Origin of the sequence: Bacillus sp. B28, from assembly GCF_029536185.1 — a bacterium.
Lineage (GTDB): Bacteria > Bacillota > Bacilli > Bacillales > Bacillaceae > Bacillus > Bacillus halotolerans.
Genome location: NZ_CP120511.1, coordinates 1,100,734 through 1,117,212 on the forward strand (window position 1 = coordinate 1,100,734; position 16,479 = coordinate 1,117,212).

18 protein-coding genes are annotated in these 16,479 nt (G+C 44.4%); 8 read left to right on the forward strand and 10 right to left on the reverse strand.

The features are described from left to right. Nucleotides 1-55: 55 nt before the first annotated feature. Both P3L57_RS05380 and P3L57_RS05385 read right to left on the reverse strand, forming a co-directional pair. A complete protein-coding gene (locus P3L57_RS05380) occupies nt 56-274 on the reverse strand; it encodes a hypothetical protein (RefSeq protein ID WP_081638266.1) in 219 nt (72 codons plus the stop codon). A gap of 71 nt (nt 275-345) precedes the next feature. After that, the gene (locus P3L57_RS05385) at nt 346-864 is read right to left on the reverse strand and encodes a DUF3267 domain-containing protein (protein WP_044156556.1); all 519 of its coding nucleotides are present in this window, start codon (nt 862-864) and stop codon (nt 346-348) included. A gap of 207 nt (nt 865-1,071) precedes the next feature. On the opposite strand from P3L57_RS05385, the gene P3L57_RS05390 reads away from it, so the two are divergent. Further along, nucleotides 1,072-1,413 (forward strand): YhaI family protein, encoded by a 342-nt coding sequence (locus P3L57_RS05390; protein WP_024120776.1) that lies wholly within the window; start codon nt 1,072-1,074, stop codon nt 1,411-1,413. Here P3L57_RS05390 and P3L57_RS05395 read toward each other — a convergent pair. Next, nucleotides 1,410-2,021 (reverse strand): HTH-type transcriptional regulator Hpr, encoded by a 612-nt coding sequence (locus P3L57_RS05395; protein ID WP_024120777.1) that lies wholly within the window; start codon nt 2,019-2,021, stop codon nt 1,410-1,412. The genes P3L57_RS05390 and P3L57_RS05395 overlap by 4 nt on opposite strands. Nucleotides 2,022-2,198: 177 nt before the next feature. Further along, nucleotides 2,199-2,555 carry a YtxH domain-containing protein gene (locus P3L57_RS05400; protein WP_024120778.1) on the reverse strand — a complete coding sequence of 119 codons (357 nt, stop codon included), beginning with the start codon at nt 2,553-2,555 and terminating at the stop codon, nt 2,199-2,201. A 127-nt stretch (nt 2,556-2,682) separates the two neighbouring features. On the opposite strand from P3L57_RS05400, the gene yhzF reads away from it, so the two are divergent. Then, complete coding sequence (gene yhzF, locus P3L57_RS05405) at nt 2,683-2,874, forward strand: membrane protein YhzF (RefSeq protein WP_024120779.1); 192 nt, start codon at nt 2,683-2,685, stop codon at nt 2,872-2,874. Between the two features lie 73 nt (nt 2,875-2,947). Here yhzF and P3L57_RS05410 read toward each other — a convergent pair whose 3' ends face one another. The 3 genes from P3L57_RS05410 to P3L57_RS05420 form a co-directional block, all read right to left on the reverse strand. Continuing rightward, the gene (locus tag P3L57_RS05410) at nt 2,948-3,466 is read right to left on the reverse strand and encodes a tryptophan transporter (protein ID WP_044156554.1); all 519 of its coding nucleotides are present in this window, start codon (nt 3,464-3,466) and stop codon (nt 2,948-2,950) included. Between the two features lie 123 nt (nt 3,467-3,589). Continuing rightward, a complete protein-coding gene (serC, locus tag P3L57_RS05415) occupies nt 3,590-4,669 on the reverse strand; it encodes a 3-phosphoserine/phosphohydroxythreonine transaminase (protein ID WP_069486325.1) in 1,080 nt (359 codons plus the stop codon). Nucleotides 4,670-4,816: 147 nt separating this feature from the next. Further along, nucleotides 4,817-5,254 carry an HIT family protein gene (locus P3L57_RS05420; protein ID WP_003327743.1) on the reverse strand — a complete coding sequence of 146 codons (438 nt, stop codon included), beginning with the start codon at nt 5,252-5,254 and terminating at the stop codon, nt 4,817-4,819. 490 nt (nt 5,255-5,744) lie between these two features. Here P3L57_RS05420 and ecsA point away from each other — a divergent pair, with 490 nt between their 5' ends. Genes ecsA through P3L57_RS05435 form a run of 3 tightly spaced genes read left to right on the forward strand, consistent with a single transcriptional unit; the run spans nt 5,745 to nt 8,437 of the window. Further along, complete coding sequence (gene ecsA / locus P3L57_RS05425; protein WP_069486326.1) at nt 5,745-6,488, forward strand: ABC transporter ATP-binding protein EcsA; 744 nt, start codon at nt 5,745-5,747, stop codon at nt 6,486-6,488. Then, a complete protein-coding gene (locus P3L57_RS05430; protein WP_069486327.1) occupies nt 6,481-7,707 on the forward strand; it encodes an ABC transporter permease in 1,227 nt (408 codons plus the stop codon). The genes ecsA and P3L57_RS05430 overlap by 8 nt, the downstream gene beginning before the upstream one ends. A gap of 22 nt (nt 7,708-7,729) precedes the next feature. After that, nucleotides 7,730-8,437, forward strand: a complete 708-nt coding sequence (locus P3L57_RS05435) for an EcsC family protein (protein WP_069486328.1) — start codon at nt 7,730-7,732, stop codon at nt 8,435-8,437. Between the two features lie 16 nt (nt 8,438-8,453). Here the strand turns inward: P3L57_RS05435 and P3L57_RS05440 are convergent, their stop codons facing one another. The 3 genes from P3L57_RS05440 to hmoB all read right to left on the reverse strand — a co-directional run bounded on the left by P3L57_RS05440 (nt 8,454) and on the right by hmoB (nt 12,011). Then, entirely contained in the window at nt 8,454-9,644 is a 1,191-nt protein-coding gene (locus P3L57_RS05440) for a M20 family metallopeptidase (protein ID WP_069486329.1), read from the reverse strand. Between the two features lie 72 nt (nt 9,645-9,716). Further along, nucleotides 9,717-11,105 (reverse strand): hypothetical protein, encoded by a 1,389-nt coding sequence (locus tag P3L57_RS05445; protein ID WP_083244445.1) that lies wholly within the window; start codon nt 11,103-11,105, stop codon nt 9,717-9,719. A 405-nt stretch (nt 11,106-11,510) separates the two neighbouring features. Then, nucleotides 11,511-12,011, reverse strand: coding sequence for a heme-degrading oxygenase HmoB (gene hmoB, locus P3L57_RS05450; protein WP_044156545.1), 501 nt, complete (start codon nt 12,009-12,011; stop codon nt 11,511-11,513). Between the two features lie 121 nt (nt 12,012-12,132). Between hmoB and P3L57_RS05455 the strand changes: the two genes are divergently transcribed. The 3 genes from P3L57_RS05455 to hemH all read left to right on the forward strand — a co-directional run bounded on the left by P3L57_RS05455 (nt 12,133) and on the right by hemH (nt 16,466). Next, entirely contained in the window at nt 12,133-14,277 is a 2,145-nt protein-coding gene (locus P3L57_RS05455) for a transglycosylase domain-containing protein (protein ID WP_202647143.1), read from the forward strand. Nucleotides 14,278-14,397: 120 nt separating this feature from the next. Further along, on the forward strand, nt 14,398-15,459 hold the full coding sequence (hemE, locus tag P3L57_RS05460) for a uroporphyrinogen decarboxylase (protein WP_069486331.1): 1,062 nt from the start codon (nt 14,398-14,400) through the stop codon (nt 15,457-15,459). Nucleotides 15,460-15,533: 74 nt separating this feature from the next. Continuing rightward, nucleotides 15,534-16,466, forward strand: a complete 933-nt coding sequence (gene hemH / locus P3L57_RS05465; RefSeq protein ID WP_010333609.1) for a ferrochelatase — start codon at nt 15,534-15,536, stop codon at nt 16,464-16,466. Nucleotides 16,467-16,479: the final 13 nt, after the last annotated feature.

Here is a 16,479-nt window from a genome sequence, read left to right on the forward strand (position 1 = left end):
ATAGCTGCCGGTTCTACAGAGACCGGCAGCTATGCTTTCTTTACTTCCTTCATATTTAAACAGTAAAGGATATCTCCACAAATGAAGAGATCAGTAAAATTAATATACATACATTGATAAATCGAAATACCTTATCCTGGCGCTCTTCAGGAATCTCTCTGACAAGGCATAATGTATTGGTGAGCCTGTTTATAAAGTAAACAATAAACAAGGCAGTCACGATAAAATAGAATAAAATGATGGGAGATTCCCCCTCTCTCTGAACTGCTCCCATATTACATTACCAAATATTTATCAAAAAAGATAGAATGTAAACTGAAAAATCGGTACAGCGCCAAGCGTCAGCTACTTTTCGACCAAAATATCAAAACCGTCTGCTTCCTGATCGATAAAGCATGCTTTCGGTGCTTGCATCAGCTTCAGAGCCAGCAAAAAGTCCGGCAGACAGTAGCCTGCATGAATGCCTGAAATCATGCAGAAGTAATGGGCGTGATTCGGAAACGCCAGCGCGGCGTAAAATAATACAGGTGTTATCAGCATAAAAGGGCTTAACAGTGAAATCAGCATCGTCGTTTTCGGTATTCGTTTCCACGTTCGCATACGCCATATATAAATCTTTTTTTCTATTTTTCTTTTTTTGCAGATGATCGGCAGGACATGGATGACTTTATGTACAAATAAAATAACGACGAGCAAAACGCCGAACAGCGGTACATATTCATCGCTCAAGCTTGTTTTAGGCCGCAACAGCTCAAATGCTAAGAAGTTAGATATAAAAACCATAATCATGAAACACACAGCAATCAATATTATGCGAACGGCACCATAATCTTTCATCAGATTTATGGTTTTCCAGCAATTCATCAAAGTCATCCTTCCGTACATCTTGAATAGAATCTCAAAATAATTTACTCCTCCCAAGAAAAAAAATCAATGCTTTTTTAAGAAAAAATATCTTTCAATAGGTATTTTTTTGAAAGGAGCAAACAATCTATGAAATATGGGGTTAGAACTTTCTTCTCAGTGAATTATCAGCTAAAATAAGATTAAAGATAGAAAGAAGTGGTGTGGATGGATTCGATGGATCATCGCATTGAGCGATTGGAATATTACATACAATTATTAGTGAAAACAGTGGATATGGACAGGTACCCTTTCTATGCGCTGCTGATTGATAAAGGGCTGAGCAGAGAAGAAGGGGAAGAGGTTGTGCGCATATGCGGTGAATTGTCGGAGGAGCTGGCAGCACAAAAAGCGCAAGGATTTGTAACCTTTGATAAGCTCCTTGCGCTTTTTGCCGGACAGCTGAACGAAAAATTAGATGTTCATGAAACGATTTTTGCCCTGTATGAGCAGGGGCTTTATAAAGAACTGATGGAAGTTTTTATAGACATTATCAGACACTTTGATTAACTGTTTACAGGTTCAAGTTCTTCGGCTGATTCATCCGCAGCAGTGTCCGTTGCTTTTTTCTTCAGTTTTCCGTTTACGCTTTCAAAGTCGTTGTCGATATTTGTGAGTGATGTTTCAAAGATTTCCATAAAATCATCGCCGTATATATGGCGGATCATACACATCATTTCTGCCACTTCAGGGAACTTTCCGAATAAATGATACAGAGGCTGTGACCCTTTAAAAACCGCGTTGCGCGTCGGATCAAATTCTTCAAGCAAGCTCCAGAATACCTCAGTTCCTTCCTCAGTCAGCTGAACATATGTGTTTCGTTTATCGTTCAGCCGTTTTGAAAACCTTAAATACCCGCGTTCTTCAAGCTTTTTTGAAAAGTTAAATGCCGTTGAAACGTGCATGACTCCGAACTTTGCAATTTCAGAAATGGAAGCTCCATTCAGCTGATAAGCAATCCATAAAATATGGTGCTCATTAATATTCAGGTCATACGGTTTGAGCCATTGCTGCCAATCCTTCTCAATCGATTTCCAAAGAGCTTTGCTAAGCTGAGCCATTTTCTGGGTGAAGACCAGAGCCTCTTTCACATCATAAGGCGGTTCCACTTGATTCATTACGTCACCTGCTTCTCTTTATCTTTTTCTCTATTATGCCAATAAAATAAAGATTAATAAAGATGAAAATGTAAGAATTTTTTAATAAATTCTTGAGCCATTGCTAGGAAAGGCTTTTGCGAATAAAAAAAGTGCAGGTCATGTTTTGACCCGCACTTTTTTCCTTTGAATAGGATATTAGTTTTGTAAGGTTTTCTCCAGCTGTTTGATTTTTTCTTCAATATCGGCGATTTCTTTTTGAAGATCCTGCTGATGAGGTTTGATCTCTTCCTGCCATTTTTTAATTGAGGTTTGCAGTTCACCGCTCACGTCTTTAATGACATCTGCACTTTCTTTTGCCGCTTTCACTAGCTGGTCCTTTAAAGTTAAGCCGTCTGATTTTAAGCGCTTGATCGTTTCTTCAAAAGAATCGCAATTGGTTTTGATTTTTTCACGCAGCTGTTTACCTGAAGAAGGTGCTGATAGAAGAACTGCAGCACCTCCGATGATGCCGCCCACGAATAGTCCTGTTAATAGAGAACGTCCGTCCGCCATTAAAATCACCCCGTTTTTTTCTTGAAATATGATACATGCAACTTTTTCAATTTTGTTCGAAGAATGAACTTCTATACATAGCTTGCTTTATTTTAGCATATTTTTTAAGTGAAAAGGAGGGAGAAGGTTGTCTGTCTTTATGATTGTGTTATCCTGCATCACCCTTGCCTTTGCAACAGGCGCCATTTACTATATCAGACTTCTCAGCCAGGCTGCTTCTTATCCGCCGAAGAAAGTCATCCGGCAGAAAGCGCTTGTTTGTTCAACCGGAACCGCCTTTACACTATGTCTTATCTTTTTCACAAAACTCCTCGCTTAAAACATGCTGACATGCTGCGGGCTCTTTTTTTAAAAAAACCTCTCCCGGAAGCGGAAGAGGTTTTGTGTCACATTTATTTTGCAGCTTCCATAAAACTTGAGCGTCTTAAAATGGTTTGCACAATGGGATACATCATGATCATGGCAATTGTATTCAATACAGCTGCCGGAAGAACGACTGCGGCGAATAATGCGGCGAAACCGCCAGGCAAACCGACGATAAATAAAGCTGACGTTAAAAATACAGTTCCTGATAAGATGGTGCCGATGACTGTCAGCACTGCGGCTGAAGCTGTTTTCTGGCTCTTTCTGACCAGAAGGAACAGGAAGAAAAACAGAAACGCTGATACAGGTTTGTCAATGATATTCGGAATCTGTCCGGCCGGAAACGCGGTTGTAAGAGCTGAAATGATTCCGGTCACAATCCCGATAACGAGTACATTTTGCACCCGCGGGAACAGAAGGATGCCCATAAACATCATGATCAGCATCATATCTGGTTTCATCCCGCCTAAAAAGGGCGGAATAATGGAATGGAGCGCTGCGCCGATTGCGGCAAACAGAGCCATAATGACTAACTCTTTTGTTTTCATAACTATGCTCTCCTCTGCTAAGCTTTTTGCCCTCCAATAATATGCTCATCATTTATTGCGAAGGCTTAAAGAATTTATTATGCAAACAGTATACCAAACGAATGGTTTGCACAGCCAGACTTTTTACTCATTTTCCTGCTGGAATTTCTTCATGAACGCAGCTAATTTTTCACAGTCTTCCAGTGACACCGCATTATAAATGGAAGCACGGCAGCCTCCTACTGAACGATGTCCGCCAAGGCCTACCATTTTTCTTTCTTTTGCCTCCTGAACGAACTTTTTCGTTAATTCGTCATCACGGAGCGTAAAGGTAACGTTCATGCGTGAACGGCTGTCCTTTCTGGCATGGCCTTTATAGAAGCCATTGCTTTCGTCAATGCAGCTGTAAAGAACCTGTGCTTTTTGTTCGTTGCGCTGTTCAGCGGCTTCAACTCCGCCGTTTTTCTTCAGCCATTCAAGGACGAGGCTCAGCATATAAATGGCAAATGTAGGCGGAGTGTTGTAAAGAGAATCCGCTTTGACATGTGTTGAATATTTAAGGATTTTCGGAACGTTGTCATTTTCATTTTGCAGCCATGATTTTTTCATTACGACAACAGTAACACCTGAAGGGCCAAGGTTTTTTTGGGCACCGCCGTAAATGACGTCAAATTTGGATACATCGATTTTTCGGCTTAAAATATCGCTGGACATGTCAGCGACGAGCGGAATTGGAGAATTCGGGAATTCCTGCCACTGTGTGCCGAAAATCGTATTGTTAGATGTAATATGTAAATATGCGCCGTCTTTTACATCTGTAAGGTCAACCTCGGGAATGTAGCTGTAATTGTCTGATTCGCTTGTCGCCGTTACAGATGTGTTTCCGAACAGTTTCGCTTCAGCGAGCGCTTTTTCAGACCAAGCGCCTGTCATCACAAAATGAGCGGTTTTTTCAGGTGTTAAAAAGTTCATCGGAAGCATTGAGAATTGAAGGCTTGCCCCGCCTTGAAGAAACAGAATGTCATAGTCTTCCGTGATGCCCATCAGTTCAATCAGCAAGCTTTTCGCTTTTTGATGCACCGCTTCATATTCTTTACTGCGGTGGGAAAGCTCCATAACGGACATGCCGGATTCATTAAAATCAATAAACTCTTTCTGTGCTGTTTGCAGAACTTCTAATGGCAGCGCTGCAGGACCTGCGTTAAAATTCGTTGTACGTTCCATCGTGATCTCTCCCTGTTTTCCACGTTAATGTAATAAATAATACAATTATCCTATCACAAAAATTCAGTTTTTTTGATAAAAAATTAGAATTATCAAAAGAAAATGACGAATATTTGCGAATTGTTCACAAATAAAAAAACCTCATCTTTATGATGAGGCCAAGCGTTTGGCAATGGATGAAGAAATGTCTTGGAGATCTTCCGGTTTGTAATCATCCGCATGTGTTTTCCACACTGCTCCGAATCCGTCTCCTTTTCCGTAGCGCGGGATAATATGCATATGGTAATGGAAAACAGATTGTCCTGCTTTTTCGCCGTTGTTGTTTAACGTATTTAAGCCGATCGGCTCAAATTCATCCCTGATGGCGCGGGCAATTTTCGGAACGGCGTGAAAATATTGTTTCGCTAATTCGTCTGTAAATTCGTAAACATTTTCAATATGGGTTTTCGGGATAACGAGGGTGTGGCCTTTCGTCACTTGACTGATATCAAGAAATGCCAGCACATGTTCATCTTCATAAACCTTTGCTGACGGGATTTCGCCGGCGATAATTTTACAAAAGATACAATTCTCTGCACTATGCATGAGGGTTCCTCCTTATGAAATTGTTTTTTTATGTATAAACTCATCGTACCACAGAAATGAAGAAAATAGAAAACAGGATGAACGGCGGAGCGTTCACCCTGAATGCAGAGGAATCAGCTTTATGAAGAAAATGTGATATGCCTTTGGTAAGCACCTCATTTGTCAATAAAATGAAGACTTGTTTAATGCTTAACGATTCCTGCGATAAACACCTCATTTGATAGTCAGCTTCAGAAATGAAGATTCATCAATTCAGTGAATGCAAAAAGGTTTGAGCATAGGACATGTTTATTTTCTATCCAACTGTGCCTAAGACGTCTTTGACAAACACCTCATTTTTCAGTTGATATGCTTTTTCCTCTACAACGATTATATTGTCCAGAAACTTGTCTCTTTATGACAGCAAATTCATCATTTGTTAAAAGGGAATTGTTTCAAATCAGGCTTTGTTTTTGGTACTATGAAGAAAAACAATATAAGGGGAGAAACTATGTCTCTGCTATCGGTAAAAGACTTAACCGGCGGTTATACGAGAAATCCGGTTTTGAAAAACGTGTCATTCACCCTTGAACCGAACCAAATTGTCGGTTTAATCGGTTTAAATGGTGCAGGTAAAAGTACAACAATCAGACATATCATCGGGCTGATGGACCCGCATAAAGGATCTATTGAGTTAAACGGGAAAACCTTTGCTGAGGATCGGGAAGGCTATCGGTCCCAATTCACTTATATTCCTGAGACACCCGTTTTATATGAAGAACTGACGCTGATGGAACACCTTGAATTGACGGCGATGGCATACGGCCTATCAAAAGAAACGATGGAAAAAAGATTGCCGTCGCTGTTAAAGGAATTCCGAATGGAAAAGAGGCTGAAGTGGTTCCCGGCGCATTTTTCTAAAGGGATGAAGCAGAAGGTTATGATCATGTGTGCGTTTTTAGCAGAGCCTGCGCTCTACATCATTGATGAGCCGTTTCTGGGACTTGATCCGCTGGCAATCAATGCTTTGCTTGAGCGGATGAATGAAGCGAAGAAAAGCGGGGCGAGCGTGCTGATGTCAACGCACATCCTGGCAACGGCGGAGCGCTATTGTGATTCGTTTATCATTTTACATAACGGCGAAGTGCGGGCGCGCGGCACGCTGTCCGAGCTCAGAGAGCAGTTTGGAATGAAGGACGCGGCGCTGGATGATTTATATCTAGAGCTCACAAAGGAAGACGCTGGCCATGAATAACATGCTGGATATTTGGCAGTCACGGCTGCAGGAGCATATTAAAGAAACAAGAATGTACATGAAATATATGCTCAACGATCACCTCGTTATCGTTTTGATCTTTTTTATCGCAGGTGCGGCGAGCTGGTACAGCAAATGGATACGGGACATTCCCGCTCACTTTCCGTCCTTTTGGGTGATGGCCGTTCTGTTTTCACTCGTTCTGACTGGATCTTATGTGCGGACGCTTTTAAAGGAGGCTGACCTTGTCTTCTTATTGCCGCTTGAGGCTAAGATGGAGCCGTATTTGAGACAGGCGTTTGTTTACAGCTATGTGTCCCAGCTGTTTCCGCTGATTGCATTGAGCCTCGTAGCGATGCCGCTTTATTTCGCTGTCACGCCGGGAGCATCGCTCGTGTCGTACGCGGCGGTATTTGTACAGCTTCTGCTGCTGAAAGCGTGGAATCAGGCCTTGGAATGGCGTATGACGTTTCAAAATGACAGAAGCATGAAACAGATGGATCTTGTCATTCGTTTTGCCGCTAATACACTCGTTCTGTATTTTGTTTTTCAGTCGGTTTATGTGTATGCGCTTGTGATCTATATCATTATGGCGGCTCTTTATCTTTATGTGTCTTCCGCTGCAAAAGGAAAAACATTTAAATGGGAAAGCCATATAGAACACGAATTGAGACGCAAGCAGCGTTTTTACCGGATTGCCAACCTGTTTACAGATGTGCCGCATTTAAAGAAACAAGCGAAACGGAGAGCGTATCTCGACTTTTTGCTGCGGTTTGTGCCGTTTGAACAGCGTAAAACGTTTGCCTATATGTTTGCCCGCGCGTTTTTGCGTTCAAGTGATTATCTGGGCATTCAAGTCAGATTAACCGTTATTTTCGCGCTGATTATGATGTATGCGTCTGCAAGCCCGATTATCGCAGGGATTTTGACTGTGTTTACCGTATTTATCACAGGCATTCAGCTTCTGCCGCTGTTTGGCCACTTTGACCATCTGGCGCTTCAAGAGCTATATCCTGTCAAAAAGGAAGCGAAGCTGAAAAGCTATTTCTCTCTATTAAAAACTGCGCTTAGCGTGCAGGCTCTGCTCATGGCAGCCGCCTCTGCGTATGCTGCGGGCGCTGCAGGTTTTCTGTACGCGCTGATCGGCTCTGCCGTCTTGATCTTTGTCATTCTGCCGTCTTACATGACCGCCAGATTAAAAAAACACGGAAAGCTGTGAGCTGAAAAAAGGGGTAGGTCAAATGAGCGAGAATCTGCTGATGCAGGAAGCTCTTCAATGGAAAATGCATTTATTGCGAAAGGATTCCATGTTTGAACGCTTCTCAAAGCGTGTGCAAACAAAGGTGAATGAACGAATACCTGAAAAAATTCATGCAACGGTAACTGAAAGCGTGAAAAAAATGGTGGAAGCCACGATGGCAGGATCTAATATCATCACTTATAAGAAGGATACAAGCACGCTTTCACTCAGTGAAAAAAACGAGCTTGCGAAAAAAACGATTGCTTCTTATCAGAAAGTGGCGGCTGCTGAAGGAGTCGGCACAGGGGCGGGCGGCATTTTTTTAGGTATTGCCGATTTCCCGCTGCTGCTTTCCATTAAGATGAAATGTTTATTCACTTTGTCCTCGATATACGGTTTTGATGTGAAGAATGCAGATGAAAGGATGTTTTTGCTTCTAGTATTTCAGCTTGCTTTTTCAAGTGATGACTGCCGCAAAGCGTTTTTTTCTGTCATTGAAAACTGGGAGACGGAGAAAAAGGATATTGACTGGAGAGTGTTTCAGCAGGAGTATCGCGATTATATTGATGTCGTCAAGCTTTTTCAGCTTTTACCAGGGGTAGGGGCCGCAGTCGGCGGAATTGCCAATTATAAACTGCTTGCTCAGCTTGGAGATACAGCAAGACATGTTTTTCATCTGAGAATATTAAAGGAAACAGCCGGAGAGTAAAACTCCGGCTGTTTTTTTAAGATAAATGGTAAGTAATTGCAGCGCCCGCAAGCACTTTGGCAGCAGTCAGCATCGCTTTTTCATTGATATCAAATTTCGGGTGGTGGTGGGAAAAGATATCTTCAGGCTGTTCAGGAGCGGCGCCGGTAAAGAAAAAGGTTCCTTTGACATGCTGTAAGTAATAAGAAAAATCTTCGCCGCCCATTTGCGGTTCACCTTGAAGAACCTGTTGAACGCCGTCTGTGGTTTTTGCGACGTTTACCAGATGGTCGGTCTCCGCAGGGTGATTGACTACCGCCGGGTAGCCGCGTTCATAGTTGTAGTCATAGGAAGCGCCGTGCATGCTGCACACACCTTTTACAACAGCTTCGATTTCTTTTTCCAGAATGTCGCGGACATTTTCATTAAACGAACGAGCTGTGCCAATGAGAGTTGCATGGTCTGCAATCACATTAAACGGGTTATCAGCCATGAAAGAGCCTGTCGATATGACAGCGGAGTGAATCGGATTGACTTTGCGGCTGACAATATGCTGCAGCGAGGAAACGATTTGCGAGCCGATCAGGACGGCGTCTTTTGTATCATGGGGGTGAGCGCCATGGCCGCCCTTTCCGTGAATGCTGATTGTAAATCTGTCAGCTGCGGCCATTACGGCGCCGGAGCGGCAGAGAATGGTTCCGATCGGCTCAGTCGCCCAAAGATGGGTGCCGAATATGACGTCTGCGTTTTCAAGACAGCCGTCCTCAATCATCGGTTTTGCGCCCCCTGGCGCGTACTCCTCAGCGTGCTGATGGATCATAATAAACGTTCCTTTCAGATCATGCCTGTTCTGATAAAGCACCTTTCCGACGGCAAGCAGAGCCGCTGTATGGCCGTCATGGCCGCATGCATGCATGACACCGGGCACTTTGGAGGCGTAAGGAACATCTTTTTCATCCTGGATGGGAAGGGCGTCAAAATCGGCCCGCAATGCGACAGCAGGACCGGGTTCGCTGCCTTCAATATAAGCCAGAACCCCATTGCCGCCGACTTTGGTGCGGATCGGGACTCCTAACGATTCGTAATAGGAAGCAATAAAAGCGGCAGTTTTTTCTTCCTGATTGGACAGTTCAGGGTACATATGGAAATGGCGCCTGATTTCCACCATTTCATCGAAACAGCTGTCGAGCTGTTTGTTTATCTCTTTTTGCAGCATCTTTATGGACAAAGCCCCTTCCCCCTTTTCTAAGCTTTTCCATGATTGTATAGAAAAAGTCTGAATATTTCAATTGGTCGGGTTTCAAAGCATGATCATCGCTGCAATGGTTGTCACCGAAAGTCCGATCACAACGGGGAGGAAGTTCTTTCTGGCAAGCTCAAATGGATCGACCTTGCAAATGGCTGCAGCGGGAATGAGCGCCCATGGAATAAGCGTACCGCCGCCCACCCAGATGGCTGATATTTGCCCGAGTGCGGTCAGGACGGCTGGATCAGCATGGAGAGCGGATGAAAAGAGCTTGGCGATGGAGCCGGCGAGGGAAATGCCTGAAAAACCTGAACCGTCGAGCCCGGTTACGGCTCCAGCGGCAGTCAAGGCTGCGGCGGCAAGCTCCTTAGACATAGGCATGGCGTGGGATAAGGCGATGCCGAGATCATTGACAATGCCGTGTGAATGTTTAGGGAGTTCAGTACCCAAGATGCTCTCATAGCCGGAATCACCAAGATAAAAGAAAGCGGCAATTGGAATGACGGGACCGAAAACCTTAAAGCCGAATTGAAACCCCTCGATAAAATATCCAGTAATTTTTTCAAGCCCTTTCTGTTTATACACAAGGAAATGGACGATCAGCAGGATGCAAATGGCCGATCCGCCAATTAACGCGGTTGCATCATTTCCTTGAAGGTTGAATATGACCATACACGCGATATCAGCTGCAAATACAAGAGGAATCAAAAGAGCCAGCAATGACCGAAGACGTTTCGGCAAATACATTGAAGTGTCATGTTCTTCTGACATCGGGGAAAAAGAAGCGGGCCGCAATTGTTTTTTGCGTTCACGCTGAATCATAAAGAAAGCGGCAGTTGTTGTGGTCACGCCCATAATCAGAACGAGCGGAATGCTAGCTGAGATGACATCACCGACAGGGATGCCTGCTGCATCAGCTGTCAGTTTTGGCGCTGCCTGAATGACAAAGTCTCCTGAAAGGGCAAAGCCGTGCCCGAATAAATTCATTGCCATGGCGGCAGCGATAGGCGGCAGGCCGGCACGGGAGGCTGCCGGAAGCAGAACGGCGCCGATTAAAGCGACACCCGGCGAAGGCCAGAAGAATAGAGAAATGGCAAACATCAGTCCGCCAATCAGCCAGTATGCAATTACAGGACCTTTAACAAGACGGACAAAGGGAGAAATCATCGCTTCATTTATCCCTGTTTTCGTTAACACATCACTCATAGACACGATAAAACAGATGATGAAAATCGTAGGAAGCAGCTCAGATGCCGCATAGATGAAGCTGTGGAATAAACTGCTGACCGAAGCTGAAAGCGAATGGCTGGCCCATAACGAAATGATGAAAATCCCAAATAACGAAATAAAGGTTGTATCTTTTCGCAGCAGCATAAAAAGAATGATCGCTCCAATAAAAAACACATAAAGAACATGAACAGACATAATCCCGATTTCCATCATTGATCACTCCTTCCGCTTCCTACAGATTATTCATAGGCGGGCGGAAGGTGCCGGGACAGATAGCATCTGACCGCAGATATTACTTCAGATAGACATGAATATGTGTTAACTGCTCGATCAACTCGTGCTTCAATACTTTTTTAGCCTGCTGCTATGCTGCGGGTACAGCAAGCCAGTTTTTTCGGTAGGCGATTATGCTTTCCGAAGGTTCTAAATATGAACCGTCCTCACGCGTCATTTCAAAATCGTCGTATCCGAATTGGAGGCCGCAGCACGAACAGATTTCATAGGAGTGATTCCCTTGGTCATCATATGCCGGTCTGTCAGCCCTTTAAACCCGCAGACTGGGCAAATATACTTCATCTAGCTTCTTGCCATAAGAAAAGCTGCCGGACATTCCGGCAGCTATTCGACAGCAACATATGTGGTGACATACGAAGGCCGGGAGAAAATGGACGTTGTGTCAACCCCGGCAGACGTGCCGCGTTTTTTGTGGGCTTCTTTGTATGAGCCTGACTGCTGCCAGTCTTGGAAGGCTCTTTCTGTTTCCCATAAGGTGAGAATGACGTACGTGTCGCTGTCAAGCGGACGCAGGACACGAATGGCTTCAAAACCGGGCTCGTTTTCGACTTTTCCCGCTCTGTTTTTAAATCTGTTTTCAAACAGCGGCCGTCCTTCCTGTGTGACGGCTATATTGTTCAATACTGCGAAACCGGGATGCTTCATGTCCCCGACTTGGTCAATGACTTCATAGGAATGGGGGGCCTGAAAAACCGTTTCTCCGTTTGTTTCATGAATTAAAATCGCATTTTCCTGTCCCTGCATCAAAAGCATATTTTCCGAGGAATGTTTTTGCACGATGTTTTTCAAAAAATCGGCTGTCCCATATGTAATATAAACCTTCATATCAGCCACCTCCTGCTTGCTAGTATATCAAAACAATGGTATAAGTTTCTATTGGCGACTGCTTCAAACATAAATCCAAACAATTTTTCCCATACTACCTTTAGAAAGGCGAGGTGAGTTCATGTTTAAGATAAAGAAAAAGAAACTTTTCATTCCCATCATTATTTTAGTGTTAACTGCTTTTCTCGCTTTAATAGGATATATTTCAATCATTTTTCTCGGTCATTATGTCATAGATGAAAAGAAGCTGATCCTTCACGCATCTTCAAAAATTGTTGACCAAAACGGGGATGAGGTCGCAAGTCTGTATACAGAAAATCGTGAACCGGTCTCTATCAATGAAATTCCGAAAGAGGTCAGAGAAGCGTTTATCTCAGTGGAAGATAAGAGATTTTATGAACACCACGGTATCGATGTGAAATCTGTCGGAAGAGCGGTGTACCGCGATATATTAGCAGGAGGAAAAGTAGAAGGCGCGAGCACGATCACCCAGCAGCTTGCCAAAAATATTTTTCTGACACATGACAAAACGTTTTTAAGAAAAACGAAAGAAGTGATCATAGCGATCAACCTTGAACGGGATTACAGCAAGGACAAGCTGCTGGAAATGTATCTGAACCAGCTATACTTCGGACACGGGGTTTATGGCATTCAAGCTGCATCCCACTATTATTTTAATAAGGAAGTTAAAGATTTAACCGTGTCAGAAGGCGCGGTCTTGGCTGCTATTCCAAAGGCGCCTTCTACGTATTCTCCTGTTTTGCATCCTGATAAAAGCAAGGAGCGGCGTGATACGATTCTCGGCATGATGAATGATCAAGGCTATATCAGTGCGAAAGAAGCTGTCAGCGCGCAGGGGAGGACGCTCGGGCTGAACGTGAAAAAACAGTCGGAAACACCTTGGTTTGACAGCTATATTGACCTTGTGATCCAAGAAGCAGAGGACAAGTATTCCATTTCCGGAGAGCAGCTGCTTCAAGGCGGGTACACGATTAAGGTGCCGCTTGATTCAAAACTGCAAAAAACGGCTTATCAAGTCATGAAGGAAGGCAGCTATTATCCCGGAACAGATCAAGATGCTGAAGGAAGCGCAGTCTTTATCAACAATAAAACGGGCGGTGTGGAAGCGGCGATCGGCGGAAGAGATTACACGGCTAAAGGATATAATCGTGTGACAGCTGGGCGCCAGCCGGGGTCAACGTTTAAGCCGCTGGCCGTATACGGACCGGCGATGCAGGAAAAGAAATTTAAGCCGTACTCTCTGTTAAAGGATGAATTACAATCCTACGGAGATTACACACCGAAAAACTATGACGGCCGTTATGAAGGAGAAGTCACGATGTCTGATGCCATCACTTACAGCAAAAACGCGCCGGCAGTGTGGACGCTGAATGAGATCGGTGTGGAAACGGGGAAATCTTATTTGAAGGCAAATGGCATTGATATACCGGATGAAGGGCTTGCTCTGGCTCTCGGCGGTTTGGAAAAAGGCGTATCACCCCTCCAGCTTGCCGGCGCTTTTCATACGTTTGCCGCGAATGGAACATACACCGAGCCGTACTTTATTTCAAACATAACAGATGAAGACGGGGAAACAATAGCCGATCATAAAGAAGAAGGGAAACGAGTATTCAGCAAACAGACGTCTTGGAACATGACGAGAATGCTTCAGCAGGTGGTTAAGAAGGGAACAGCAACGTCCGGCACCTATCACGGCGATCTTGCCGGGAAAACCGGTTCTACTTCATATACAGCCGTTTCCGGCGCAACAAAGGATGCCTGGTTTGCGGGCTATACGCCGAACATAACGGGAGCTGTCTGGATGGGCTATGACAAAACAGATCAGAATCATTACTTAAAAGGCGGAAGCGCATATCCGACCAGAATGTTTAAGGATATTTTGACACAGGCTGGCGAAACGGGTTCTGCGTTTGCGAAGCCTAAAAAAGTAAAAGAACTTGAAAGCCCTATTGAGCTTGAGCCTGTTAAAACGCTGACGGCTGACTATACATTTAGGGCAGCGGGGCTGTTTACGATTGAATTAAAATGGGATGCGCAAGAGGATGATCGGGCAGTGTACAGAATTTATGTAAATAAGGACGGCAAGGAAACGCTCCTTGATTCTGTTGAAGGAAAGGGAAGCTATGAGATCCCATACGCCAATTTGTTTTCGGGCGCTTCCTATAAAGTGGTGCCTTATAATACACAGACAAAAAAAGAAGGAGAAGGAACCGATTACGTTCAGCCGAAACTGTTTTCCTCTTAATGGAATTCGGCGATTTTTTGAACTTTGAGCCGCATTTCTATACCATTTGTCCAAAACGAGGTATAGTGTAATGGTCAAGGAACACGAACGTATGGTTGCAGTATGAAAGGTGGAAATCAGATGAGGAAACGAGAAACGTTTAACGAGACGTTTTTAAAAGCTGCGCGGGGAGAAAAAGCGGATCACACGCCTGTTTGGTACATGAGACAAGCCGGGCGCTCGCAGCCGGAATACCGTAAGCTGAAGGAAAAATACGGATTGTTCGAAATTACACATCAGCCCGAATTGTGTGCGTACGTCACAAGACTTCCGGTCGAGCAATACGGAGTCGATGCTGCAATCCTTTATAAAGATATTATGACGCCGCTTCCGTCGATCGGTGTGGATGTTGAAATTAAAAATGGAATCGGGCCGGTGATTGATCAGCCGATTCGTTCACTGCAGGACATTGAAAAGCTCGGCAAGCTTGAGCCGGAACAGGACGTGCCGTACGTGCTCGAAACGATCAAACTGCTTGTCAATGAACAGCTTGACGTCCCGCTAATCGGTTTCTCTGGTGCGCCTTTTACGCTTGCCAGCTATATGATCGAAGGCGGGCCTTCGAAAAACTACAATAAAACAAAAGCCTTTATGTACAGCATGCCGGATGCCTGGAACCTGCTGATGACAAAGCTTGCCGACATGATTATCGTGTACGCGAAAGCGCAAATGAAGGCGGGCGCAAAAGCCATTCAAATCTTTGATTCATGGGTTGGCGCGCTGAATCAAGCGGATTACAGAACGTACATCAAACCGGTAATGAACCGAATTTTTTCTGAGCTGGCATCGGAAAATGTGCCGCTTATCATGTTTGGTGTAGGTGCCAGCCATTTAGCAACGGATTGGCATGACCTGCCTCTCGATGTTGTGGGGCTCGATTGGAGACTTGGCATTGATGAAGCCAGATCAAAAGGCATCACCAAAACGGTGCAAGGCAACCTGGACCCGTCCATTTTGCTTGCTCCGTGGGAAGTGATCGAGAAGAGAACAAAAGAGATTCTCGATCAAGGCTTAAAATCGGACGGCTTCATTTTTAACCTCGGACACGGCGTATTTCCTGATGTCAGTCCGGAAGCGCTGAAAAAGCTGACTGCATTTGTACATGAATATTCTCAATCAAAGAAAATAGGCCAATATTCCTGAGCATATTTTTTGGTATCAGGATCAAAGCCTGTCAAAATTGTTTTGTGAGAGATCATCTAAAGAGGGTGTAAACAGTGGGTAAAAAGAAAATGGGGCTTCTCATTATGGCGTACGGCACGCCTTACAAAGAAGAAGATATAGAGCGTTATTATACACATATCAGAAGAGGCAGAAAGCCTGAGCCTGAAATGCTTCAGGATCTGAAAGACAGATATGAAGCAATCGGGGGCATTTCGCCGCTTGCCAAAATCACAGAGGAACAGGCTTATAAGCTTGAACAGCACCTAAACGAGATTCAGGATGAGATTACGTTTAAAGCGTATATCGGGCTGAAGCATATCGAGCCGTTTATTGAAGACGCTGTGGCAGAGATGCATAAGGACGGCATTACAGAGGCGGTCAGCCTTGTATTGGCACCGCACTTCTCCACATTCAGCGTGCAGTCTTACAACAAGCGTGCGAAAGAAGAGGCTGAAAAACTCGGAGGCTTAACAATTACGTCTGTCGAAAGCTGGTACGATGAACCGAAGTTTGTGAAATATTGGGTTGACCAAGTGAAGGACACGTACGCGTCAATGCCGAAGGAAGAAAGAGAAAACGCGATGCTCATCGTTTCCGCGCACAGCCTTCCGGAAAAAATTAAAGAGTACGGAGATCCGTACCCGGATCAGCTTCATGAATCCGCGAAGCTGATCGCTGAAGGCGCAGGCGTATCTGAATACGCTGTCGGCTGGCAAAGTGAAGGAAATACGCCTGATCCGTGGCTCGGACCTGACGTGCAAGATCTGACACGTGATTTATTTGAACAAAAAGGCTATCAAGCATTTGTATATGTGCCTGTCGGATTTGTCGCGGACCATCTAGAAGTGCTTTATGACAATGACTATGAATGCAAAGTGGTGACTGACGATATCGGCGCCAGCTATTACCGGCCGGAAATGCCAAACGCTAAGCCGGCATTTATTGATGCTTTAGCAACAGTCGTTTTGAAAAAATTAGGACGTTAAAGAAGGCGATGAA

Bases quoted from the DNA above. Each gene is read 5' to 3' on its own strand.
- P3L57_RS05385 (WP_044156556.1), bottom strand. From the start codon at position 864: ATGAATTGCTGGAAAACCATAAATCTGATGAAAGATTATGGTGCCGTT.
- P3L57_RS05420 (WP_003327743.1), bottom strand. From the start codon at position 5,254: ATGCATAGTGCAGAGAATTGTATCTTTTGTAAAATTATCGCCGGCGAA.
- P3L57_RS05395 (WP_024120777.1), bottom strand. From the start codon at position 2,021: ATGAATCAAGTGGAACCGCCTTATGATGTGAAAGAGGCTCTGGTCTTC.
- hmoB (WP_044156545.1), bottom strand. From the start codon at position 12,011: ATGAAGGTTTATATTACATATGGGACAGCCGATTTTTTGAAAAACATC.
- ecsA (WP_069486326.1), top strand. From the start codon at position 5,745: ATGTCTCTGCTATCGGTAAAAGACTTAACCGGCGGTTATACGAGAAAT.
- serC (WP_069486325.1), bottom strand. From the start codon at position 4,669: ATGGAACGTACAACGAATTTTAACGCAGGTCCTGCAGCGCTGCCATTA.
- P3L57_RS05400 (WP_024120778.1), bottom strand. From the start codon at position 2,555: ATGGCGGACGGACGTTCTCTATTAACAGGACTATTCGTGGGCGGCATC.
- P3L57_RS05455 (WP_202647143.1), top strand. From the start codon at position 12,133: ATGTTTAAGATAAAGAAAAAGAAACTTTTCATTCCCATCATTATTTTA.
- P3L57_RS05390 (WP_024120776.1), top strand. From the start codon at position 1,072: ATGGATTCGATGGATCATCGCATTGAGCGATTGGAATATTACATACAA.
- P3L57_RS05435 (WP_069486328.1), top strand. From the start codon at position 7,730: ATGAGCGAGAATCTGCTGATGCAGGAAGCTCTTCAATGGAAAATGCAT.
- P3L57_RS05410 (WP_044156554.1), bottom strand. From the start codon at position 3,466: ATGAAAACAAAAGAGTTAGTCATTATGGCTCTGTTTGCCGCAATCGGC.
- hemE (WP_069486331.1), top strand. From the start codon at position 14,398: ATGAGGAAACGAGAAACGTTTAACGAGACGTTTTTAAAAGCTGCGCGG.
- P3L57_RS05445 (WP_083244445.1), bottom strand. From the start codon at position 11,105: ATGATGGAAATCGGGATTATGTCTGTTCATGTTCTTTATGTGTTTTTT.
- P3L57_RS05380 (WP_081638266.1), bottom strand. From the start codon at position 274: ATGGGAGCAGTTCAGAGAGAGGGGGAATCTCCCATCATTTTATTCTAT.
- P3L57_RS05430 (WP_069486327.1), top strand. From the start codon at position 6,481: ATGAATAACATGCTGGATATTTGGCAGTCACGGCTGCAGGAGCATATT.